Genomic DNA, 22,239 nt, shown 5'->3' with positions numbered 1-22,239 from the left:
CTGACCTTTATCTTTCCCAGCCGTATAAACAATCGTTAATTTTATCTAAAATCAATTTTAACGATCAATCTTTTTACGGTAGTTTGAGTTAATTCGAGAAGAAAATACAAGTAAACGTGAGCGAGACCAAAAATACTAAAGCACAAATCCGATTGCCGATCCTATTGGCACTCTCCATCTCTGCCGGAATTTGGATTGGGGCGACATTTGCAGAACCTAAAGGAAGTCAAAATGATCTGAGAGCTGCTCTGTATAAGCTCCAGGAAATTATGACCTATATCAACAGAGACTATGTAGACAGTGTCAATACCAATGATCTCGTGGAATATGGAATCAATAAAATGTTGGAGAAACTGGATCCCCACTCCAGCTATATTCCCGCACGGGATGCTTCCTTGGCACAATCTCAACTAGAAGGAGAATTTGATGGGATAGGTGTCGAATTTGGTATTATCCGCGACACGATCTATGTGGTAGCGCCTCTTACTGGTGGCCCTTCCGAAGCTTTGGGAATTCAATCCGGAGACCAGATTATCAAGGTAGACGGGAAAAATGTTGCAGGTATAGGCGTGACAAACCGTGACGTGTTTGATTACTTGAGAGGTCCCCGCGGATCCAAAGTAGTAGTAGATATCAAACGTAAAAACACGGCAGAACTTCTCAGTTATGAAATCACCCGGGACAAAATCCCTCAGTACAGTATCAATGCTTCCTACATGGTCAATAAAGAAATCGGATACATCAAAGTGACCCGATTTGCAGCTACGACCTATGAAGAGTTCAAAAAAGCAGTTGGGGATCTCCAAACCAAGGGAATGAAAAAATTGATCATCGACCTCCAGGGAAATCCGGGTGGTTATATGGGCGCAGCGATCAATATGGCCGATGAGCTTTTGGGAGATCGGGATTTGATTGTTTCCCAAGAAGGAAAAGTGAGCCAGTATAGTCAAAAGGCGTTTGCCTTTAAACCCGGTATGTTTGAAGAAGGGTCAGTGATTGTGCTGATCAATGAAGGTTCTGCTTCCGCATCCGAGATCTTGGCCGGTGCTATCCAGGACAATGACCGAGGTCTAATCGTAGGCAGAAGATCGTTTGGAAAGGGCTTAGTGCAAATGCCCATTGATCTTTCCGACGGAGCTGAGTTGCGCCTCACCATTGCCCGATACTTTACCCCTTCAGGCCGATCTATTCAAAAGCCTTACGGTACAAACTATGAGGCCTATGAAAGAGATTGGGTCAACCGGTACGAACACGGGGAGTTCTTCTCTGCCGATAGCATCAAATTCAATGATAGCCTGAAATATGAAACAAAGAAAGGAAGAACTGTCTATGGAGGAGGAGGTATCATGCCGGATTATTTTGTGCCTTTGGACACTACCATGAACAGTGCCTACGTGGCTAAACTGTTCAATACGGATTCCTCCCGAGAATTTATTTTGGATTTTGTCAACAAAAATAAAAGCACCTTCACCGCCACTACCTTGGAGGATTACTACACCAACTTTAAAGTCAGTGATGCCATGCTGATGGAATTGGTGGAATATGGCAAGAAAAACAAGGTGGAGTTTGACAGTAAAGACTTTGCCAAATCAAAGGAGTATCTGAGAATTCTGGTGAAAGCTCATTTGGGACGTCAGATTTATGACGATAATGCATTCTACAAAGTCATAAATGATATCAACGAAGTTTACCAGCAAGCATTGAACCTATTCGATGAGGCTGATAAAATAGCACTTGCGAGCAATTTGAAACCGGCCGGAGGAGAATAATCTTTCATCGGCCTAGTAATTAAGAGCCAATCCTTTGCGGTTGGCTTTTTCTTTTTCGGTCAAGCCAACCCCTATATCTCAGCAATTTTCAAAATCCATGGTTTTTATCTCTAAAATTCAAATCAATCATTTAGCGGTTCATGTGTCTTCCCTATCGAGATCAGTGGAATTTTATAGTCGGGTGATGGGTCTTCATCAAACTGAGGAACCATTCAGGGATGGATTGCATACATGGTTTGATATGGGAGAAAAAAGTACCCTCCATTTGATTGAGGAGTTGGAATTGAGTCCGCCCATGGAAAAATCCAAAACAAACCATCTGTGCTTCAGTGTGAGTGATTTTGATTCATTTATTCAAAATCTCCAAAATCAGGGCTGTTCTTTTGAAAATTGGGCGGGAGAGAAAGGAGTAATCAATGTTAGGCCTGATGGAATCCGTCAGATATTTTTTCAGGATCCTGATGGGTATTGGCTGGAAGTCAATGATGATTGTTGACTTGAAAAAAGAGCTTCAGGTTATTTGGCAAGAATAAGATCTTCTTTTGCCACCCGGAATCTTTCTCCATAAATCCCCTCAGGAAGGCCTTTGCCGCAACCGATGATCATGCATATTTCGGATGATGAATTTAAATCCAAAATTTTCTTTACCCGCTTGGAATCGAATCCTTCCATAGGACAGGTGTCATATCCGGAAGCTTTCATCCCGAGCATAAATGTCATGGAAGCCAATGCGGCACTTTTGTGAACAGATATCCTCACTTCAGTTTCTCCTACTTCCCGTACCATTGGTCTACGGAGTCCGACAGTGAAAGCAATGAGTTTTTTAAGGATTGACCATCCCAAGAATTTGCCGTAGAGTTTGGGGATTAATTTCCCATAGTACCCCAAGGCTTGTTTCAACTTTCTGTCCGGTCGGTTTGCATAGGTGGTGGCAATATGGTCATAGTTTGCCTTGGCATGTTTTTTCCAAAGGTCTCTACGAGTCACGACCACGACCAGTTCTCTTGCTGTAGTTGCCGCTTTTTGCCCCATGCAAAGTTTGGCAATACGATCCTTCAATGGAGAAGATTCGGGAACACGGATAAATTGATACAACTGCAGATTGGAGCTATTGGGAGAAAGTAGGGCTGCTTCCAGGCATTTTTGGATTACCTGTCCGTCAAAAGGCTCTTTTTGATCAAAGATCCTTACTGATCTTCTTTGCTCTACTGCCTCGAAAAATCTTAATTCCTGTACCATTTTCTTCTTTTAACCCTTTTTTGGTGGTTGGATCGGTCTAAAATTTTCAAGTTTAGGCCTACTTTGCATTAAATACTAATCCGCATCAAACATATGTTTTTTACCCTACTTAGACTGCAAGCGCTAAAAAGTTTTCGGTCCACCAGTTTCGCCAAAAGTGCCTTAGCCACCGGGTTCATGATTTTTATCGCGCTTCTGTTATTGAGTTACGTTTTTTTTGCAGGACTCTTTTTAGGAAGAATAATCGAATTGATTGCAGAAGGAAGAGATGCTCTTGATTTCTTGAATTCAGGGCTGATTTACTTTTTTTTGGTAGAGTTTATGTATCGCTACTTTATCCAGAAGCTTCCTGTTGTGGAGTTGGAAAGTCTACTTCACTTACCTATCGGAAAGAAACGGATCATTCAGATATTGATGCTTCGATCCTTTATTTCTCCTCTGAATCTGATTGCCCTGTTACTTTTTTTGCCATTCGGCATTCAAGACATTCAGGAGCAATACGGTACATTGGGTTTTATATCCTGGTTTGGCACGTTGCTGTTTTTCAGTTGGACCTTGCATTGGTTTATGTTATGGTTCAAGCAGCGCTTTGAGGATAGCATCATCGGTTTATTGGTGGTCTTTGCTACGCTTATCCTGGGTGGAGGAGCGACATTTATGGGGTGGTATAACATCGGGGAATTAATTGCTCCTATGTTTGCAATGGCCCTGACAAGTTTGATTCCATTAGTGGTGTTTTTTCTTCTTTGCGTAGTGGCGTTTATTTTGGCATTTAGATATTACGTTCAAAATGCCTATCTCGAAGATCTGAGTGATGAGGAAGATGTACGATTCGTCAATCAGAGTTTTGGATTCTTTTCCCGCTTCGGGGTGGCAGGAGAATTGGCCAATCTGGAGTGGAAGCTGATCGTTCGCCACAAGAAAAGCAGGACCTACCTCATGTTATCTGCATTCTTCCTCCTGTATGGTCTGATTTTTTACACCAATCCTCAATACCAACGAGTGGAAGGAATTCATCCCATATTCATTTTTGTAGGGGTATTTATCACTGGGATATTTATGATTCAATATGGTCAGCAGTTTCTAAGCTGGAATTCAGGTAATTTTGACTTTTTTCTGAGTAAAAAGGCTGGTGTCGAGTCGCTTGTGAAAGGAAAGTATCTGTTGTTTTTGAGTATTTCCCTGGTGTGTTTTCTGGCCTCTGTTCCCTATGCATATTTTGGTTTCGAAATCCTGATGGTCCATTTAGCCACATTCCTATTTAATATAGGTATCATGGTCCATGTCATAATTTATTTGGCCCTTTGGAAACCCAAGCCCATGGATCTGAACAAAGGCGCGATGTTTAACTACGAAGGGGTGGGGGCTGCCCAGTTTTTAATTATCATTCCGTTGATGGCAGGGCCTTACCTGGTATATCTGCCATTTTCATTACTGATTGGGGATTATGCCGGCCTCATCGCTTTGGGTATCAGTGGAATGATTGGTTTGTTGGCATTCAAACCACTTTCCCAATTGAATATTCAAAAAGTACTTTCTAATCGATACGAAATCTCATCTTCATTCCGTCAAGAGCTATGATCCAACTTTCCCAACTCAAAAAACAATATAAAGAAGCCATTGTATTGGATATCCCCGAATTGGAAATTTCCAAGGGGGAATGCTTCGGCCTGGTCGGAAACAATGGCGCCGGAAAAACTACCCTTTTCCGAATCATTCTTGATTTGGTGAGGGCTACCTCCGGACAGGTAACAATCAATGGGGTGGATGTGAAAAAAGATGAAAGTTGGAAGTCTCTTGTGGGAGCTTATTTGGATGAACACATGCTCTTGGCCTATCTCACCGCGGATGAGTATTTTGAGACCCTAAGAAAAATCTATGGGCTTTCTGAGGCTGATCTGAAAAGTCATCTGGAGAAATTTACTGAACTTTTCAATGACGAGGTTTTGGGTAAAAAGAAATATATCCGAGATCTTTCTAAAGGAAACCTTAAAAAAGTGGGAATCGCGGCTGCTTTAATGGGAAATCCCGAAGTGGTCATGCTGGATGAACCTTTTGAAAACCTCGATCCAAGCTCTCAAATCAGATTGAAAAAACTGATCCTGAGAGAAAAGGAGCAGTCCAAAATTACCTTTTTGATATCCAGCCATGACCTCAATCACGTGACCGAAATCTGTGATCGGATCGTGCTGTTGGAAAAGGGAAAGGTAATCCGGGATTTAAGAGAAAAGTCAGAAATGATGAGTAAGTTGGAGGCTTATTTTACGGGTTGATCAGGAGATTATTTACATTATCTGATGGTAAAAGGCTCCTCCTGACAAACCTTCATGTTTTTGGATGAGATGCACCCTCTGAATACAAAATTACCGGGTTGACCTTTTCTGTATTTCTTGAGGCTGGAATATTTCCCGGATTTGCCACTGACATCCTCTGTGAAGAGTTCGTGTCCATCTATTTCCCAACTCATTTTCCATTCGTTGGTAGGAGGTAGTCCGTTAAGGACAATCAACAAGCCCACACTGTCTTGTACACTCAAAATAGGACCACCTACCACAGTGACTTCTTCGAGCGTAAAATCCGAAGGTTCGGGAGGGATAATATTGCAGGAGAGGAGAATTAAAAATAGCAGAGAAAGCTTTTTCATACAAATGGGAAACGCAGGTCAAGATACCATTTTAGCCAAAACGAAAAAACAGGTAAGAGTCTTCAAGCTTTAGGTTAAACAAAATGGATTTGCCAGGAAAAGAAAAAATCCCGTTCAGTTTGATCTGAAGGGATTTTTGTGGAGCTGGCGAGATTCGAACTCGCGTCCAGATAAGGAAGCACCGTACCGTCTACATGCTTAGTCACCTGTTGGTTTTTCGACCACGCTATGCTGGGTGACACACCTGAGCGGGGCTTATCGATTGGTCTTAAGCTTGCTTAATCGCATCACAAGCAGCAGTCCGATCAAGTCGACACCTCGGATCCACCCCGATCAGACGGAGGGTGGGGAGATGTGGCCGGGGAATCACTCTCGCAACTCAACCCTTTAAGCGATCTGTCCTAGTTAGGAAAGATTAGGCAGCCATGGCGTAAGAAGTTTCGCCATTTATCATTCGTATGAATCGTTTAAGGCCGTACATACTCCAGCCTGCATGCGAGCCCGATGATTACACCTACTGTCAAAACCGGTCAGCCCCATTTCGTTAGGAAGACAAAAGTAATCGAATTTTGGTTCCAATACGGGAAATTGCGATTTACGGTTTACGATACTTCGACTTCGCTCAGTACAGGTTTACGACTGGCAGACCCAGGTGAAGGCTTTTCTACCAAGGGTTCACTTTGCTCACTTAAATCCTGTTCACCATCAATCCTCCCTGCTTCCCGACTTCCTTGCTTTCCTGCCTCCTAACTTTCCGACTTTAGTAATCAATCTCTTAACCAAAATCTTTCCCAAAGACTCATTTTCACCCTTCCCGAATATCCACTTTTTTATATCTTGCAGCAATGGAAAATTTCGTCGTTTCGGCAAGGAAGTACAGACCGGCAGATTTTAAAAGTGTGGTGGGGCAGCAGCATATCACCACTACGCTTCAGAATGCGATCAAAAATAACCACCTCGCTCAGGCATTCCTTTTTTGCGGTCCCCGTGGTGTGGGAAAGACGACCTGTGCGCGTATTTTGGCCAAGACGATCAACTGTGAAAGCATCACCAAGGACTTCGAAGCCTGCGGAAAATGCGAGTCCTGCGTTTCTTTCCAAAACAATGCTTCCTTCAATGTCTATGAGCTCGATGCCGCGTCCAACAACTCGGTAGATGATATCCGAAATCTCGTCGATCAAGTCCGATACGCTCCTCAAAAAGGGCAATATAAAGTCTACATCATCGACGAAGTTCACATGCTCTCGACGGCGGCCTTCAATGCCTTTTTGAAGACCCTCGAGGAGCCGCCTAAGTATGCCATCTTTATTTTGGCTACTACGGAAAAACACAAAATCATCCCCACGATCCTTTCCCGTTGTCAGATTTTTGACTTCAACCGGATTCAGATCAAACATATTTCAGAGCATCTGAAATACATTGCAGAAAAGGAAAAGGTCGATTATGAGGAGGAAGCACTTCGACTGATTGCCACCAAGGCAGACGGCGCACTTCGTGATGCTTTGTCGATTTTTGACTTGATCGTGACCTATTCGGCAGGGAAAAAGGTGACTTATTTGGAGACTATTTCCAATTTGAATATCCTTGATTACGACTACTATTTTAAAGTCGTGGATGCCCTGTTGGCAGAGGATATTTCAGCTACCCTTTTGATTTTTGATGAGATTCTGAAGAAAGGATTTGACGGGCACAATTTTATCGTCGGGCTGAGCGAGCATTTCAGAGACCTTTTGGTGGTCAAGGACGAAGCTACCGTAGCTCTTTTGCAAGTGTCTGATTCTGCGAGAGATCGCTACCTACAGCAGACAGGGCAAGCTTCTGTTTCTTTTTTGCTTTCTGCGCTCAATCTGGCCAATCAGTGTGATATCCACTATAAGACTAGTAAAAATCAACGACTACATGTGGAGCTTGCCTTGATGAAAATGGCCAAACTGCCCCAGGCATTTCGTTTGGCGGCCTTGGCTAGTGTAGATACAAAAAAAAAAGACTGAGTGAATCGGTTTCAACTGCAACAGCCCCATTGCCTCCTTCTTCACCTCCAGATCTCAGCAAAGTAGGTGAAGGGAATAAAACTCCGCTCAAATCCACGATTTCCATTCCTACCAGTCTTTTCCATACCAAAAAACTGGTAGAGGAAAAGAATAATGCTCCTGATCAGGTAGTGGTGGAGAAAAGGCCAGAAGTAGCTGCGCCTACCATTATTCAAGAGTCCGTAACTTTGACGCAAGAGATGCTGGACCTGGTCATCCATTCGGTGAAAGACTTCTATAGACAGGCAAACAAAAATTTCGAACTGGCCATATTAGATCAACCCATCCAAGTGCTCAATGGGGAGGTGAATTTGCAGGTTATGGGTTCTGTACAGGAAGAGATCGCCAATAAGATGCGACCCGAACTGTTGGGGTTGATCAGAAAGCTGACAGGAGCTAACCAGCTCTCGATATCAGTGGAGCACAAAGAGGAAATTGAAGATAGTAGGCCAAAGCTTTATACCAATACCGATAAGCTGAGATTTTTGAGGGATAAGCATCCCGCCCTGGCCGAGTTTCAACGAAAGTTTGATCTGGATGTGGATTTCTAAAAGTCGAGAGAAATCCCAAAATTGATCAGGTTCTGAAGCTGCACGGCTTGTTTGGTAGTGCCATCATCCTGCCGGATAAATACTTCTTCATCGTAAATAATTACTGTTTCAATCCGCGTGGAAATGTATTTGTTGACCTTCATTCGGATCAAGGAGTTGAAGTTGACTACCATATTTCCAAATCGCTCATAATTGGAAAAAAGGTTGAGGTCTGATTTCCAAGTCACATTTTCCATCAGGATAAAGTCAACTACACCCAGCGCCAAAGACATACCTGCCTCTGCACGTACATTTTCACCCGGAGTGACCCCGAACGCACCAACTCTGCTCAGGGAGTCATCCATTACCATGGTAAACCGTCCGGTAAATGGAGAAAGAATGACCGATAATCTGCTTTTGTCAGGGTAAGTTCTCCGGTAATTGAGACCGGTAGAGGATTGTAGGTAACCGGGGCTTAGCAGATCTGAAATTTTGGTTCGAATTTCAGATTCGGCTCCTGCAGGTTTGGAGAATCGGTAGCCGGGAAGCAGTTGGGTCCTGGCGTCGAGTTGTGTCGTGAGATAAAGTTTTTCCGACAATTGACGGCCGTAGTTACTCACAAAGATGAAGTTATCGTTGGTTTTCCGGGTTTTAAAATCCCGTTCACTTTGTCTGTTAAATCCCAGATTGATTGTCAGTTGGGTGTCCCAAACCTTAGAGTCCTTTTTGTAATTCGCAAAAAGGGTTGTTCCTGAATTAAGCGCAAAAGATCCTGTACCTCCAGCTGCCCAATTGCTGAGGGTGACTTGTTGAATGTTGAGATTGTAATTTCCTCCCGTTTTCCAGAAAATCTCTTTTTTGGGTTCCTCCACGATGATCGAATCACCCAACATCAATAGCGTGTCTCCATTGATCAAAACCGTGTCAGGAATAATGAGTCGATCCTGTCCAAAGGAGTATTGAACAGAGAGCGATAGAAAAAATCCGAATAGGAAAATGGACCGAAGCATGGAATGTGGGATGTTTTCGGATTAGGGTCTTAAAATAACCAACTTTTGGCCAATGGTAATGATGTTTTGACTGCCGATGTTATTCCACTGCTTCAATTCGTCCACGGTGATTCCGTACTTTCTGGAGATCGCAAACAGGGTTTCTCCCTGGCTTACGGTATGGTATATTTTTTCGGATTGATTTTTTAAGCTTGGCTGATTAGTGGGCTGCACTTGAGGCGTTTCCTGTTGAATCGGATCAGATTGGGCCACCACAGTTCGAGGAGGAGTTGGGGTGTTGACAACCGGAACTACCGGAATCTCTTCCCCTCTTTTTCTGGTTTCCCTAAGATTCAACACCATTCCAGCCTTCAATTCCGAATCTCTTCTTATTCTGTTTTTTGATTTGAGTGCAGCGAGCCTAATTCCGTATTTTTGGGAAATACTCCAGAGAGATTCACCGGGTTGCACGACATGGGTTTCTACTTCGGCACTGGTTTTCTTTTTTTCAGTGTAATAGTAATTTCCGATTTCCACTCGCTCGTCTGCCGGAAGATCGTTCAGCTTTCGGAATTTTTTTTCTTTCATGCCGATTTCATCTGCAAATTTGCTGGGCGACATGGTTTTGGGAGCTTGAACTCCTTCCAGGTCATTGACCGTAATCTGATTGGGTTGGCTTGACTTGGTGGTATTGCCGGAAATCCTCGGAAATGAATTGGCCTGTTTATAGGCTGGAGAAGACTTGGCCGTGACGCTTTGGGATGCTTTGTTTTGGGTTGGCTTTTCTTCTGTTTTGAAGATTGCCGGTTCTACCGGAAGGGATCCCTCTTTGATATAAAATAAGGTGAAAGTCCCGGAAGGGATTTTTCCGTTTGCAGCCCATTTGTTGTATTCTTTCAGATGGTCTTCACTTACTCCGTATCGCTTGGCCAAGGCGGCCATAGTCACCGGACCTTGTACCTGAACCTCAGCTAGACGTTGAGTAGAGGAGGCAAAGACTCCAATTTGATTTTGATAGGCAATTTTATGGGCCAAATACTTCTTGAAATACCAATGGGTATTTCGATCCACTTCTATGCTTTTCTTTCCTGCGAATTGGTTGCCAAAATAGGCCTTGGCCCCTCCCAGGCCCATTTGGTAAGAGACCAAAGCAGTCATCCAATTATCCAGTGCATTATTGTGTTTTTTGAGGTAAAGAGCTGCTCCACGGGTGGAGGAGATGATGCTTTTTCGTTCGTCTACTTGGTTGTCGACTCTTAATCCTACCTCTTCCGCGGTTCCCTGCTTGAATTGCCAAAAACCTACCGCATTGGAAGTAGATACCGCATCGGAAATCAATCCGCTTTCCTGAATTACAAGATACTTCAGGTCATCCGGTACGCCTTGCTTGCGAAGTTCTCTTTCCACAATCGGCATAAACAGATTTACCCGATCCTGCTTGATTTTGAAGTAAGTTGGATTTCGATAAAGCGCATCGACATCGAGCTGAATTTCACGCTGTGCCTGTGGAGTGATCCGTACGATCAGGTCCGCAAATTCTATCTGGCTGGGGACTTGTGGGATTTGGGCTTGAACCCACTGTTGGGCAAAGACAAAAAGGGGAATAAACAGAAGGGTAATCAGTCGGGATTTCATCGAAAATTGCTTTCGTTTTGCTCTGGCCACGAAAAGCAAAAATGATTCCCTTTTTCTTAAATCAGAGTTTTCTGGCCATTAAAACTCCATCTCTGATGGGAAGCAGGATATTTTCCACTCTTGGATCCTGATGAACCAGTTTGTTGAAGTCCAAAATTTTCTGGGTGTCTTTGTCAATTTTTTGACCTTCCTCGACAAGGATTTTGCCCGACCAAAGCACATTGTCGGCCAGGATGATTCCTCCCGGTCTAACTTTGTCGATGACTAATTCAAAATAATCCCCATAGTAAAACTTATCCGCGTCGATAAACACCAGGTCAAACGGCCCATCCAAAGTTGGGATGATGTCTCTTGCATTCCCCAACCGGTAATCGATTTGATTAGCCAGTCCGCTTTCTTCGAAAAATCCCCTGACCATGGCTTCCAGTTCATCGTTGATGTCCAGGGTAGTCAGTTTACCTCCGTGTTTCAGTCCTCTGGCCAGGCAGATTCCCGAGTATCCCGTGTAGGTTCCGATTTCCAAAATCGATTCGGCATTCATCATTTTTGTGAAAAGCTCCAGCATTTTTCCCTGCAGGTGCCCGGAAATCATTCTTGGCATCAGGACTTTGGCTTGGGTCTCGCGCGTGATTTTTTTGAGAAGAGCATCTTCGGGACTGGTATGCGCTTCGCAATAGGCCAATAAAGCCGGGTCGATAAATTCCATTTCAATTAGGGGTGTAAATCAGGTAACTCAGCTGATCGGGATGAAAGATGTCTTGCGCAATTTCCAAAAGCTGCTCTGAGGTGGTGGCTCGGATTTGCTCGAAAATACGGTCCAAGGAGTCGATTTTGTTGTGATCGATGAGGCTTTTACCATAGACCAACATCAAGGCAGCATAGTTTTCTTCTGCCATAGCCATCTGTCCAATGGCTTGCTCTTTGGCAGAATGCAGCTGATTGCTGCCCAATTTTTTGCTTCTGAGTTTTTCCATCTCTCGCTGCACGATGGCCTGAGATTTTTTCAGGGTCTTTTCTTCTGTGCCAAAATAGATCCCAAAAAACCCCGTATCCGAAAACGGTTGATAGCTTGACTCGATGCTGTACACATAGCCGTAATTTTCCCGCAGGGAAAGATTCAGTCGGCTGTTCATGCTGGGGCCGCCTAAAATATTATTCAGTAGGTATAGTTTGAAACGATTGGGATCGTGGAGTGAATAAGCAGGCCTACCGATGGCACAAAGGGATTGGGTAACATCCCGCTGGACCGTTTTGAATTTGGGTTGGTAGTCATGAAAACCACTTCTGACATACAGCGTCCTTTTGTTTGGGATTTCTCTGAGTGGACCTTCGATGATTTTTAAGGCTTTTTCAAAGGAAATATTACCCACCACCGAAAACACGAGTTGGGAAGTGTCCAATCGAGTAGAGATAAAATCAAAGAAATCCTCCTGCTGGAATCTACCCACCGTTTCCTCTGTGCCTAAAATATTTCTTCCCAATGCATGATGCTCAAAAACCAAAGCATCCAAATCGTCCTGAATGGAATCATCCGGAGAATCCCGATACATGGCCATTTCTTCCAAGATGACCTGACGTTCTTTCTCAATTTGCTTTTCAGGGAAAGTGGAATTGAAGGTAATGTCATACAGGAGTTCGGCTGCTTTGGGGTAGTGATCTCGTAGCACCGAAGCGTAAAAGCAGACTTTTTCTTTGGTGGTATACGCATTGAGTTCTCCACCCAGGGATTCCAGTCTGTTGATGATGTGAAATGTTTTTCGCTTATGGGTTCCTTTGAAAGCCATGTGCTCCCAAAAATGGGCCAATCCTTCCTGCTCCTTGTCCTCATCCCGGCTACCGATATTCAGAATAAATCCGCAGTGTACGAGGCGGGTATAGGTTACTTCCTGATGTACAATTCGGATTCCGTTGGGTAGCTCTTTTATATTCAAATGCATACTGCGCTGTTCCTTTTTGGAAAGTACAAATTTAAGTTGAAACCCACTATCTCGGAATTTGATTCACTGGATTGGCATGATTTATTAACTTGCTCTGGTAATTATCTAGCTATGAAATATTCTCCCTTACCCAAAGAACTATACATCCGTAACCGAGCAAAGCTTGCCTCAAAGCTGGCTAAGAATTCTGTGGCGATTTTTAATGCCAATGACATCCTGCCGACGAATGCAGACGGGACGATGAAGTTTCGCCAAAACAATGATTTGTTTTATCTCAGCGGGATTGATCAGGAGGAGACCATTTTGCTGATCGCGCCGGATTGTCCCAATCTAGCCTGGAGAGAAGTACTTTTCATGAGAGAGACCAACGAGCATATCGCCGTGTGGGAAGGCCACAAATACACCAAAGAAGAAGCAAAGGCAGCTTCAGGGATTGAAAATATCCAGTGGCTTTCGGCTTTCGAGAATATTTTCAACTGGGTGGCCAATCTCTCAGAAAAGATCTACCTGAATACTAATGAGCACTTAAGAGCTGGTGTGGTAGTCGAAACTCGCGATGCCCGTTTTATCAAAAGCTGCAAGGAACGGTATCCGCTTCATCATCTCGAGCGCGTAGCTCCGATCATGCATGAGTTGCGCGGGGTGAAAGAACAGGAAGAAATCGATCAGCTGCAAATTGCCTGCGACATTACCGAGAAGGGCTTCCGAAGAATCCTTTCTTTCGTGAAACCCGGAGTGACTGAGTACGAAATCGAAGCGGAGTTTATTCATGAATTTATTCGCAATCGAAGTAAAGGTTTCGCCTACGAACCCATCATTGCCTCCGGTTCATCAGCTTGTGTGCTTCACTACATTGAAAATAACAAAGCCTGTAAGGACGGGGAATTACTTCTGCTTGACGTGGGAGCAGAATACGGCAATTACAATGCAGACATGACCCGGACCATTCCGGTAAATGGAAAATTCACGACTAGACAGCGCGCGGTTTATGATGCTGTTTTGAGAGTGCATCGGGAAGCGGCTGCTATCCTAAGACCTGGAGTGAACATTCAGGATTACCACAAAGAAGTGGGGTTGATTATGCAATCGGAGCTTGTAGGTCTCGGATTGATCGATCAAACCGATATCAAAAATCAGGATCCGAATTGGCCTGCTTATAAAAAGTACTTCATGCACGGCACCTCTCACCATTTGGGATTGGATGTGCATGATGTGGGTACCATGCACTATCCGATTACCACGGGAATGGTTTTTACCGTTGAGCCGGGCATTTATATCCCTGCAGAAGGGTTTGGTGTTCGTTTGGAAAACAATATTGTAATTCGGGAAAACGGCTACTTCGATCTGATGAGGAATATTCCGATCGAGGCCGAGGAGATTGAGAGTTTGATGAATTCCTAAATGGAAAAAAGGTCTGTGGTGAACAGGTCTTGGGGCAAGTGGGATAACTTTTCCAAAGTTTGGAACTTTGGAAAAGTACCTGACCTATAAAAACGAAAAACCCTCTCAGATCGCTCCGAGAGGGTTTTTTATTATTAAGGGATCGGGAAATTATCCGATAGAAATTCTCTTGAACGCGTTTACAGTCAAGCCTTTGCTAACGTTGTTCAGGTATTGTGCGATAGACAAAGAGTTGTCTTTCACAAACTGCTGGCTCAACAAGGTGCTCTCTTTGTAGAACTTCTGAAGCTTACCCATTGCGATTTTTTCAAGCATTTCTTCCGGCTTACCTTCAGCTCTGGCTTGCTCTTTACCGATTTCGATTTCACGCTCGATCATAGAAGCATCTACACCGTCTTTGTCCACAGCTACAGGATTCATTGCTGCAATTTGCATCGCTACGTCTTTTCCTGCCTCTTCTACGTCAGCACCGGAAGTATTCACCATACCTACCAATACACCCAATTTACCATTGGAGTGGATATAGGTTACTACCTTCTCAGCGTTGATGACTTCGTAATGAGAGATCTCGATTTTCTCACCGATTTTACCGGTCATTTCGATGATTTTCTCAGCTACGGTGATGCTGTCGAAAGGCAAAGCAAGGATTTGCTCGGTAGCAGTACATCCGTTGTTCACAGCCAAATCGATCAAGGTATTTGCGAACGCACCAAACTCTTCGTTTTTAGCCACGAAGTCAGTCTCGCAAGTCAAGGAAAGAAGGATACCTTTTGCTCCGCCATCCGCTACGCGGGTTACTACTACGCCCTCTTTGGTTTCGCGGTCAGCTCTGGAAGCAGATACTTTTTGACCTTTTTTTCTGAGGATGTCCACTGCTTTTTCAAAGTCGCCTTCCGCTTCTGTCAAAGCTTTTTTGCAGTCCATCATACCGGCACCGGTCATTTGTCTCAGTTTGTTTACGTCTTGTGCAGTAATTGCCATTGTGTGATCAGTTTATTTATCAACAGATTATAGAATTCATTTGGGAGTGTCGGAGGCCAAAATTAGATGTAAAAAAGTCCTCGCAACGTGATGTTTTTGTTAACTGAAGCCTTTGGCCTCAAGTCAGGCAAAAACAAAAAATTGAACATCGACCTAAGCCAGATGTTCAATTTTTGAGTATTCAAATCGATTGTGGATTATTCTTGTGTTTCAGCGTCCACAGCTCTTTTAGCCTCTTCCTCTTCAGAAAGTTTAGCATCGTCCTTGTCTCTCTTACGCTCAGAAAGACCTTCTTCGATAGCTGCGCCAAATGCTTTTACCAAAAGAGACACTGACTTGAATGCGTCGTCGTTTGCTGGGATTGGGAAATCCACCTCATTTGGGTTAGAGTTGGTATCTACCAAAGCAAACACTGGAATGCCCAATTTTTGAGCTTCTGCAATCGCGATGTGTTCTCTTTTAATGTCCACTACGAAAAGAGCCGCTGGAAGTCTGCTCAAGTCGGCGATACCGCCAAGCACGCTTTCCATTTTTTCTTTCTGACGGCTTACCATCAGACGCTCTTTCTTAGCCAAGTTTTTGTAAGCGTCCTCTTTCATCAGTTTTTCAAGACCTGACATTTTCTTGAGGGACTTACGGATCGTAGCGAAGTTGGTCAACATACCACCCAACCATCTTTCGGTCACGTAAGGCATATTCAGACGCTGAGCCTCTGCTGCTACTAGGTCCTTGGCTTGTTTTTTCGTGGCGACAAACATTACTTTTTTGCCGGAACGTACGATTTGCTTGATTGCGTTGGATGCTTCTTCGAGGCAAGCAAGCGTTTTGTTGAGGTCGATAATGTGGATACCGTTCTTCTCCATAAAGATATATGGAGCCATTCTTGGATCCCACTTTCTCGTCAAGTGTCCGAAGTGAACACCAGCATCCAGTAAGTCTTTGTATTCGATTTTTGACATGAATGAAATTGTTTTCTATTGAATGAAGATCGTTCCGATTAACGCTTAGAGAACTGGAATCTTCTTCTTGCTTTTCTACGTCCTGGCTTCTTACGCTCGACCATTCTAGGATCACGGGTAAGGAACCCTTCTTTCTTCAAAGGACCTCTGTGCTCAGCATCAAATTCGCATAGCGCTCTGGAGATTGCCATACGAGCCGCTTCTGCCTGTCCTTTGATACCACCACCGTCTACATTGATGTTGACGTCAAAGTTACCTTCTACACCCACGAGGGCAAGAGGCTGCTTTACGACAATCTGATGTAGGTCAAATGGGAAGTACACTTCAATTGCCTTGTTGTTTACGGTGATTTTTCCATTTCCCGGAGTCATGTAGATACGGGCTACGGAGGTCTTTCTTCTACCGATTGTGTTGATCATTTCCATGATTTAGCGATTAAAGGGTGATGGCTTTTGGCTGCTGTGCGGCATGCGGATGCTCGGATCCTTCATACACGTACAGGTTGCCGTACAACTTGCTTCCCAATCTGTTTTTAGGCAACATGCCTCTTACAGCCTTCTCAATCAAAATAGTTGAAGACTTCTGCTTCAACAATTTAGGAGTTGAGATTCGCTGTCCACCTGGGTAACCGGTGTGGCGCACATATACTTTTGCGTCCCACTTATCACCTGTCAGTCTTACCTTGTCAGCGTTGATTACGATCACATTGTCGCCGCAATCTACGTTAGGAGTGAAGCTAGGCTTCGTCTTTCCTCTCAGGATTTTCGCAACCTCACTCGCCAAGCGTCCAAGAATAGCAGACTGGGCATCCACAATCACCCATTGCTTTTCTACGGTGGAGCTGTTGGCTGAGATGGTCTTATAGCTCAGAGTATCCACTTTGTAACTGTTTAATTTTTAGCTTATTAATTAATTATCGACCCCAAAAAGGGACACAAAGATAGAAGCATTTATTTTTCTATGCAAACTATTTACAATCCTAAGCGCTAATTTTCATGGGCTTAGGTGTTTGCCTCCAATGAAGATTTGGTTTTGCTAGGCTGAAATCGGCTTGATCAGGCGTTTTTTTCTAATTGCTGGACCAAAACCTGGAAATCTTTTGGATAGGGTGCATGGACTGAAATTTCTTTGCCATCCAAACCTGCAAACCGAATCGAATACGCATGCAGGGAAACCCGCTGCATGATTGGGAGCTCTTCGGTGTCTTTTTTGAGATTGAAGCGGCGCTTGAGTGAAGAAAGGTACAAGGGATTGCCTCCATATAAGGTATCTCCGCAGATGGGAGACTTGAGGTAGGCTAAGTGAACCCGTATCTGATGCAGGCGACCGGTGATGGGCTTGCACTCAACTAAGGTATGCGCATAATAGGTCTTCAAGGTGTTGAAGACGGTCTGTGCGGGCTTTCCTTCTTTACTTACTTTGGCAATTCCTTTGTTGTTGGCCAAGAGATTACGGTCTACCAGCTCATCGCTGAATTCCTTAATCCCTTCGACTACGGCGTGGTAGACTTTCTCCACCTCCCTGTTTTCAAACTGAATGGCCAAGTGCCTGTAGGCCTCTGGATGCTTGGCAATCACCAGACATCCCGAGGTTTCCTTGTCCAGTCGGTGACATAGCTGGGCATCTGCTGTGTGCGCCTTGGCAAGGTCAAGGATGTTCTGCGCCTCGTGCCTGTCGTCTAAGCTCGAAAGGTAAGGCGGCTTGTTGATCACCAGGTAATCCTCGTTTTCAAACAGTATAAGGTTCTGAAAATCTATTTTCTTCATGGATCTCCTGCCTCTTCAAAGAGGGTGCAAAAGTAGCTAATCCTCAAGGGCAATAAAAAATATTCTCAAAATTAAGTTTGTATCAAGTTCAGCTGATTAAATGACTATGACTTGATACTTATTTATAATGTGATAGTAACTTGCCGTTAAGTTTTAAACTAAGAGAAGGTTAATTGACCAAATGCACCAATTGAGAACGGTAAATGTTACCCGCTACCTGATGCCCCTCCGAGAGGGAGGGTCTCTGCCGGCATTGGCTGAGGCAGATGATGGCTTTAATTATGTGCTCAAATTCCGTGGCGCAGGTCAGCGGGAAAAAGCCCTTATCGCAGAATTGATCGGAGGAGAATTGGCACGCCGGCTCGGACTCAAAGTGCCTGAGATCGTTTTCGCCCAACTTGATGCCGCTTTTGGCAACTCGGAGGGAGATGAGGAGATTCAAGATTTGCTCAAAGGTTCTCAGGGGCTAAATCTCGCGCTGCATTTTTTGTCCAAAGCCATGACCTTTGATCCGGGAGCAAGTCAGGTAGATGAAGAATTGGCATCGAAGATTGTCTGGTTTGACAGCTGGATTACCAATGTGGACAGGACGTTCCGAAATACGAATTTGCTGATTTGGAATCGTGAGCTGTGGCTAATCGACCATGGAGCTTCTTTTCTGTTTCACCATACTTGGGAAAATTGGGAAGGTCAGGCACTCAGTCCCTTTGCCATGATCAAGGATCACGTACTATTGCCTAAGGCAAGCCTATTGGCGAAAGTGGATCAGGAAATGAAGTCATTGATCACGATGTCCATGATTCAGGAAGTTGTCTCAGAGGTTCCCGATGAGTGGCTGTTGGCATCAAGAGATGTGGAGACCGCCGAGGAAGCGCGGTCAGTGTATGTAGCCTTTTTGACCAAGAGGCTTGAAAATTCTCAGGTATTCTTAAATCAGGCCGAAGATGCAAGGAAAGCACTTGTTTGAGTATGCGGTGATTCGGCTAGTTCCTCGGGTAGAGCGGGAGGAATTTGTCAATGTGGGTGTGGTGATTTGCTGCAAGCGTCAAAACTTCATTGCCTGCAAAATCCATCTTCCAAAGGAGAAATTATTGGCCTTGGATCCACTGTCAGATTTTTCTGTTTTTGAATGCTATCTTGAATCGTTTGAAAAAATCTGCCAAGGCGATCCCAACGGCAATCCCATAGGCAAGCAGGATGCGGCTTCCAGATTTCGATGGCTGACTGCAATGAGGAGCTCGATGCTTCAGACCTCCCGTCCGCACTCGGGATTTACGGAGCATTTACAGGAGACTTTGGAAAAGCTTTTTGAGGAATATGTTGCTTGAGGGGCTCATTACTGAGAGGTTAGTATGCTGCTTTTCCTAAAGCAGCACTAAGCATGTCTCGCAAAGCCGCGGAAGACGCCAAGGTTTTGGTTTCCAGTTAGCTGTTATCCTTCTTTTCCGAAAGCAGGATTTTCCCTCAAATCCATTAATTCTTAAGATAATTATGTCCATCTTCTGGTGAAGCAGGGAAGCTATGTCTTGTCAAAAATCAGGCTTTGGCCTCTGTAGGTTCTTTTTCCTGCACCTTCTTTTCCTTTTCGAGAGGCAGTTGGAAGCTGAAAATGGATCCTTTTCCTACTGTAGAGCTGACTGAGATTTTGCTTTTGTGGCCTTCCAGAATATGCTTGACAATCGCGAGGCCAAGTCCGGTTCCTCCTTTTTCTTTGGATCGGCTTTTTTCCACTCGATAGAACCGTTCAAAAATCCGTTTCAGATCCTCCGGAGGGATTCCTTGACCATCATCTTTGACATCTACTTGAATCTGATTTTTACTTGATTTGATGCCGACAATGACTTCCCCTCCGTTATGATTGTATTTGACAGCATTGAATATCAGATTTTGGCAGACTCTGTAGATTTTTTGGCGATCAGCCAGGGTGGTATAATTTTTCCCGGGTTCCGCTTCGAGTTTGATGGTCACTTCTCTTTTGGATGCCTTGTGCTCCAGCTCTTCGATGACTTCCTGAATAAGATCTTTCAAGTCAAATTCGGTAAATGAGAACTTGATCACTCCGCTTTCCATCTGGTTGAGCGTCAGGAGGTCCTGTACCAGGTGATCAAGGGAATCCAGACTTTTTGCAGCCTTTTTCAGGAATTTCATCCTGACCTGCTTGTCGTCAATAGCTCCATCGAGCAGGGTGTGGATATATCCTTGGGTGGCAAAAATCGGCGTTTTCAGTTCATGTGAAATATCAGCAATAAACTCTCTTCTGAATTCTGCATTTTTTTGCAGCGTTTCGATTTCTCGCTGACGGGCTAGTGCATAGGAGTTGATGACAGTATTGATTTTTCTAAGAGGGGAAAGGGAAGAGCGCAAGGATTTGTCCTGGATTTCGGAAAGGTCCTTTTTTTGGATTTTTTCCAAAAGATTATAAATGTTGCCAATCTCCCGATAGACCAAAAACTCCAGAGTAATGCTGATCAACAAATAAGAAATAGAGAAAGACAAGATCAAGGTCCCCCAAAGGGCAGCTGAGGTAGAGCTGGGAATCAAAGACAAAAATGCCATTACCAAAACGGCAATGGCAATCGCTAATATCAAAGATATCCCTCTGGAACCTGTCAGCATTGCTATCCTAAGTCGAACTTGTATCCTACTCCCTTGACAGTAGTGATGTAATCTTCTCCGATTTTTTCCCGGACTTTTCGAATGTGTACGTCCACCGTGCGGGCGAGTACAAATACGTCTGATCCCCAAATATTGTGGAGCAGTTCATCCCGACTGAAAACCATATTAGGGTTTTTGGCAAGGAAATACAACAGTTCGAATTCTTTTTTGGGTAGGGTGATGGTCTTGCCGGATTTGTCGATGGTGTAGCTGCCTCTGTCAATGATCAGATCCCTGATTTTGATCTGTGCTTGTTCTTGTTCTTTTTTGGACTCCCTTCGGAAAAGTGCGGCGATTCTACTCATCAATGCCCGAGGCTTGATTGGTTTGGTGATGTAATCATCTGCTCCCACATCAAATGCCGCCACTTCCGAATATTCCTCCATTCGGGCGGTGAGGAAAATGATAAAAGCATGCTTCAACTCGGGAATCTGACGGATCTGTAGGCATGTCTCGACACCATCTTGATTGGGCATCATGATATCGAGCAAAATCACATCAGGCTGAAACTTGGTCGCTGTCTTCACTGCTTTGATGCCGTCTTCTGCAGTGGCGACATCATAGCCTTCTTTCTGGAGATTGTACTTGAGGATTTCGACGATGTCCGGTTCGTCGTCGACTACCAAAACCTTGATTTTTTGTTTTTCTGCCATGAAAGGATTTCTTAATAATCAGGATAAAATTAAGGAATATTACAGGATAAGAACCAAACAATCGTTGGTCATAGGCAGAAAGTGGAGGGGTAAATCTCGAAAGTCTTTGGATTTCTTTCGGCATTGTTAACTCTGAGTTAATAAATTATTACTCAATTGTTTCTCAGTCCATTGGCAGATGCAATGTCCAAATTCAAGGAGCCGATGAATAAATTTGCTTTAATCTTAACCGGGATTTTATTCTGGTCTTTAGTGACCCAGACTTTTACAGGAAACTCACCTCGGAAAAGCTTGTTTTTCGGCATTTGAGGTGAAAAAACGTAGGTTTCTTTGGTCCCAAGATTAGTTTGAATCTTTTCAGTTCCCTCGTATATTAATTTTAGGTTATATATTTCTTTATCAAAAAAACCGGTGATCAATATCTCCTGGCCTTTTTTGAGATTGTTCAGGTCCATAGTTCGAAGCAAATAGAATCCGCTTACCAAATCCTGTACTTGGCCGGGGAGTTTATATTCTTTTTTTTCTTTCAGGTTTTTGTTTTCCCGGTCATATAGTTCTACGGTTGCTTTTTTATTTGCTTGGTCAAAATAGACTTTTTCGTTTTTCCGATACCTGCCTTCTTCGATGTACCGATAGGAAAGACTGGGAAGCAGCGTGCCCGTATCCAAGTGAGTTCCCCAATTGTCGTTTACTTTTCCGAAAAGTGTTGCCGCACCTTTGGTATTACCGTAGGCATCAATTTTATAATGAGGGCGAGAGCCTTCGGTGATCACCGAATTTCCCACCTTTAATTTCGCCTCGGCAAGGTTTAGCCACCCGTAAGAGACCTCGAAGTTCAACTCTTCGCCAAAAGTGAACGCATTATTTTTTGAGGTGACTTGTGCATCCGCAAAATTGATGGTAAGGCACATCACGATCACTATTCTCAAAAGGTAATTCATTGGATATCTGACAATACGTGACAAAACATGATTGTTTTGTGGATAAATACGCAAAAAGGGAGTGGAAGGATGATTAAAAATACGAATTTGGTCCTCGCAAACAATAGCCT

Annotated in this window: 23 protein-coding genes and 1 other RNA gene; 9 read left to right on the top strand and 15 right to left on the bottom strand. The window is 43.9% G+C overall.

Annotated elements, in window-relative coordinates:
- Window positions 1-116: 116 nt before the first annotated feature.
- The gene (locus CLV31_RS12045; RefSeq protein WP_111393144.1) at window positions 117-1,769 is read left to right on the top strand and encodes a S41 family peptidase; all 1,653 of its coding nucleotides are present in this window, start codon (window positions 117-119) and stop codon (window positions 1,767-1,769) included.
- Between the two features lie 97 nt (window positions 1,770-1,866).
- Window positions 1,867-2,265: a VOC family protein gene (locus CLV31_RS12040; RefSeq protein ID WP_111393283.1), complete on the top strand. Its 399-nt coding sequence runs from the start codon at window positions 1,867-1,869 to the stop codon at window positions 2,263-2,265.
- Window positions 2,266-2,285: 20 nt separating this feature from the next.
- On the opposite strand, the gene CLV31_RS12035 is transcribed toward CLV31_RS12040, so the two are convergent.
- Window positions 2,286-3,008, bottom strand: a complete 723-nt coding sequence (locus CLV31_RS12035) for a nitroreductase family protein (RefSeq protein ID WP_111393143.1) — start codon at window positions 3,006-3,008, stop codon at window positions 2,286-2,288.
- 93 nt (window positions 3,009-3,101) lie between these two features.
- On the opposite strand from CLV31_RS12035, the gene CLV31_RS12030 reads away from it, so the two are divergent.
- Together CLV31_RS12030 and CLV31_RS12025 are read left to right on the top strand one after the other, a co-directional pair.
- Window positions 3,102-4,589, top strand: coding sequence for a DUF5687 family protein (locus CLV31_RS12030; RefSeq protein ID WP_111393142.1), 1,488 nt, complete (start codon window positions 3,102-3,104; stop codon window positions 4,587-4,589).
- Complete coding sequence (locus CLV31_RS12025) at window positions 4,586-5,281, top strand: ABC transporter ATP-binding protein (protein ID WP_111393141.1); 696 nt, start codon at window positions 4,586-4,588, stop codon at window positions 5,279-5,281. Before CLV31_RS12030 ends, CLV31_RS12025 begins: the two co-directional genes overlap by 4 nt.
- Before the next feature lie 17 nt (window positions 5,282-5,298).
- Here CLV31_RS12025 and CLV31_RS12020 read toward each other — a convergent pair whose 3' ends face one another.
- Together CLV31_RS12020 and ssrA are read right to left on the bottom strand one after the other, a co-directional pair.
- A complete protein-coding gene (locus tag CLV31_RS12020; RefSeq protein ID WP_111393140.1) occupies window positions 5,299-5,652 on the bottom strand; it encodes a hypothetical protein in 354 nt (117 codons plus the stop codon).
- Between the two features lie 136 nt (window positions 5,653-5,788).
- Window positions 5,789-6,190: a transfer-messenger RNA gene (gene ssrA / locus CLV31_RS12015) on the bottom strand.
- 307 nt (window positions 6,191-6,497) lie between these two features.
- On the opposite strand from ssrA, the gene CLV31_RS12010 reads away from it, so the two are divergent.
- Together CLV31_RS12010 and CLV31_RS12005 are read left to right on the top strand one after the other, a co-directional pair.
- Complete coding sequence (locus CLV31_RS12010) at window positions 6,498-7,643, top strand: DNA polymerase III subunit gamma/tau (RefSeq protein WP_111393139.1); 1,146 nt, start codon at window positions 6,498-6,500, stop codon at window positions 7,641-7,643.
- Window positions 7,644-7,672: 29 nt separating this feature from the next.
- Complete coding sequence (locus CLV31_RS12005; protein WP_111393138.1) at window positions 7,673-8,233, top strand: hypothetical protein; 561 nt, start codon at window positions 7,673-7,675, stop codon at window positions 8,231-8,233.
- Here CLV31_RS12005 and CLV31_RS12000 read toward each other — a convergent pair.
- From CLV31_RS12000 to CLV31_RS11985, 4 genes are all read right to left on the bottom strand, one after another.
- On the bottom strand, window positions 8,230-9,222 hold the full coding sequence (locus CLV31_RS12000; protein WP_111393137.1) for a DUF3078 domain-containing protein: 993 nt from the start codon (window positions 9,220-9,222) through the stop codon (window positions 8,230-8,232). The genes CLV31_RS12005 and CLV31_RS12000 overlap by 4 nt on opposite strands.
- A gap of 21 nt (window positions 9,223-9,243) precedes the next feature.
- Window positions 9,244-10,836, bottom strand: a complete 1,593-nt coding sequence (locus CLV31_RS11995; protein WP_111393136.1) for a lytic transglycosylase domain-containing protein — start codon at window positions 10,834-10,836, stop codon at window positions 9,244-9,246.
- 61 nt (window positions 10,837-10,897) lie between these two features.
- On the bottom strand, window positions 10,898-11,542 hold the full coding sequence (locus tag CLV31_RS11990; protein ID WP_111393135.1) for an O-methyltransferase: 645 nt from the start codon (window positions 11,540-11,542) through the stop codon (window positions 10,898-10,900).
- Between the two features lies 1 nt (window position 11,543).
- On the bottom strand, window positions 11,544-12,773 hold the full coding sequence (locus CLV31_RS11985; RefSeq protein WP_111393134.1) for a M16 family metallopeptidase: 1,230 nt from the start codon (window positions 12,771-12,773) through the stop codon (window positions 11,544-11,546).
- Window positions 12,774-12,884: 111 nt separating this feature from the next.
- Between CLV31_RS11985 and CLV31_RS11980 the strand changes: the two genes are divergently transcribed.
- Window positions 12,885-14,174 (top strand): aminopeptidase P family protein, encoded by a 1,290-nt coding sequence (locus CLV31_RS11980; protein WP_111393282.1) that lies wholly within the window; start codon window positions 12,885-12,887, stop codon window positions 14,172-14,174.
- A 150-nt stretch (window positions 14,175-14,324) separates the two neighbouring features.
- Here the strand turns inward: CLV31_RS11980 and tsf are convergent, their stop codons facing one another.
- The 5 genes from tsf to CLV31_RS11955 form a co-directional block, all read right to left on the bottom strand.
- The gene (gene tsf / locus CLV31_RS11975; protein WP_111393133.1) at window positions 14,325-15,155 is read right to left on the bottom strand and encodes a translation elongation factor Ts; all 831 of its coding nucleotides are present in this window, start codon (window positions 15,153-15,155) and stop codon (window positions 14,325-14,327) included.
- Window positions 15,156-15,352: 197 nt separating this feature from the next.
- Window positions 15,353-16,114: a 30S ribosomal protein S2 gene (rpsB, locus tag CLV31_RS11970; RefSeq protein WP_111393132.1), complete on the bottom strand. Its 762-nt coding sequence runs from the start codon at window positions 16,112-16,114 to the stop codon at window positions 15,353-15,355.
- Between the two features lie 38 nt (window positions 16,115-16,152).
- On the bottom strand, window positions 16,153-16,539 hold the full coding sequence (rpsI, locus tag CLV31_RS11965; protein WP_111393131.1) for a 30S ribosomal protein S9: 387 nt from the start codon (window positions 16,537-16,539) through the stop codon (window positions 16,153-16,155).
- A 10-nt stretch (window positions 16,540-16,549) separates the two neighbouring features.
- Window positions 16,550-16,993 (bottom strand): 50S ribosomal protein L13, encoded by a 444-nt coding sequence (rplM, locus tag CLV31_RS11960; protein WP_111393130.1) that lies wholly within the window; start codon window positions 16,991-16,993, stop codon window positions 16,550-16,552.
- Window positions 16,994-17,169: 176 nt separating this feature from the next.
- Window positions 17,170-17,880 carry an RluA family pseudouridine synthase gene (locus tag CLV31_RS11955; protein WP_111393129.1) on the bottom strand — a complete coding sequence of 237 codons (711 nt, stop codon included), beginning with the start codon at window positions 17,878-17,880 and terminating at the stop codon, window positions 17,170-17,172.
- A 181-nt stretch (window positions 17,881-18,061) separates the two neighbouring features.
- Here CLV31_RS11955 and CLV31_RS11950 point away from each other — a divergent pair, with 181 nt between their 5' ends.
- Both CLV31_RS11950 and CLV31_RS11945 read left to right on the top strand, forming a co-directional pair.
- Window positions 18,062-18,847: a HipA family kinase gene (locus CLV31_RS11950; RefSeq protein WP_111393128.1), complete on the top strand. Its 786-nt coding sequence runs from the start codon at window positions 18,062-18,064 to the stop codon at window positions 18,845-18,847.
- A complete protein-coding gene (locus tag CLV31_RS11945; RefSeq protein WP_111393127.1) occupies window positions 18,825-19,208 on the top strand; it encodes a DUF3037 domain-containing protein in 384 nt (127 codons plus the stop codon). Before CLV31_RS11950 ends, CLV31_RS11945 begins: the two co-directional genes overlap by 23 nt.
- Before the next feature lie 208 nt (window positions 19,209-19,416).
- Here the strand turns inward: CLV31_RS11945 and CLV31_RS11940 are convergent, their stop codons facing one another.
- The 3 genes from CLV31_RS11940 to CLV31_RS11930 all read right to left on the bottom strand — a co-directional run bounded on the left by CLV31_RS11940 (window position 19,417) and on the right by CLV31_RS11930 (window position 22,129).
- Window positions 19,417-20,496 (bottom strand): sensor histidine kinase, encoded by a 1,080-nt coding sequence (locus CLV31_RS11940; protein ID WP_111393126.1) that lies wholly within the window; start codon window positions 20,494-20,496, stop codon window positions 19,417-19,419.
- A gap of 2 nt (window positions 20,497-20,498) precedes the next feature.
- Window positions 20,499-21,188 (bottom strand): response regulator transcription factor, encoded by a 690-nt coding sequence (locus CLV31_RS11935; protein WP_111393125.1) that lies wholly within the window; start codon window positions 21,186-21,188, stop codon window positions 20,499-20,501.
- A 152-nt stretch (window positions 21,189-21,340) separates the two neighbouring features.
- A complete protein-coding gene (locus CLV31_RS11930; protein ID WP_245943391.1) occupies window positions 21,341-22,129 on the bottom strand; it encodes a DUF3108 domain-containing protein in 789 nt (262 codons plus the stop codon).
- Window positions 22,130-22,239 lie beyond the last annotated feature (110 nt).

Source organism: Algoriphagus aquaeductus (genome assembly GCF_003253485.1).
Lineage (GTDB): Bacteria > Bacteroidota > Bacteroidia > Cytophagales > Cyclobacteriaceae > Algoriphagus > Algoriphagus aquaeductus.
This window is presented reverse-complemented; position numbering and strand designations above follow the sequence as displayed.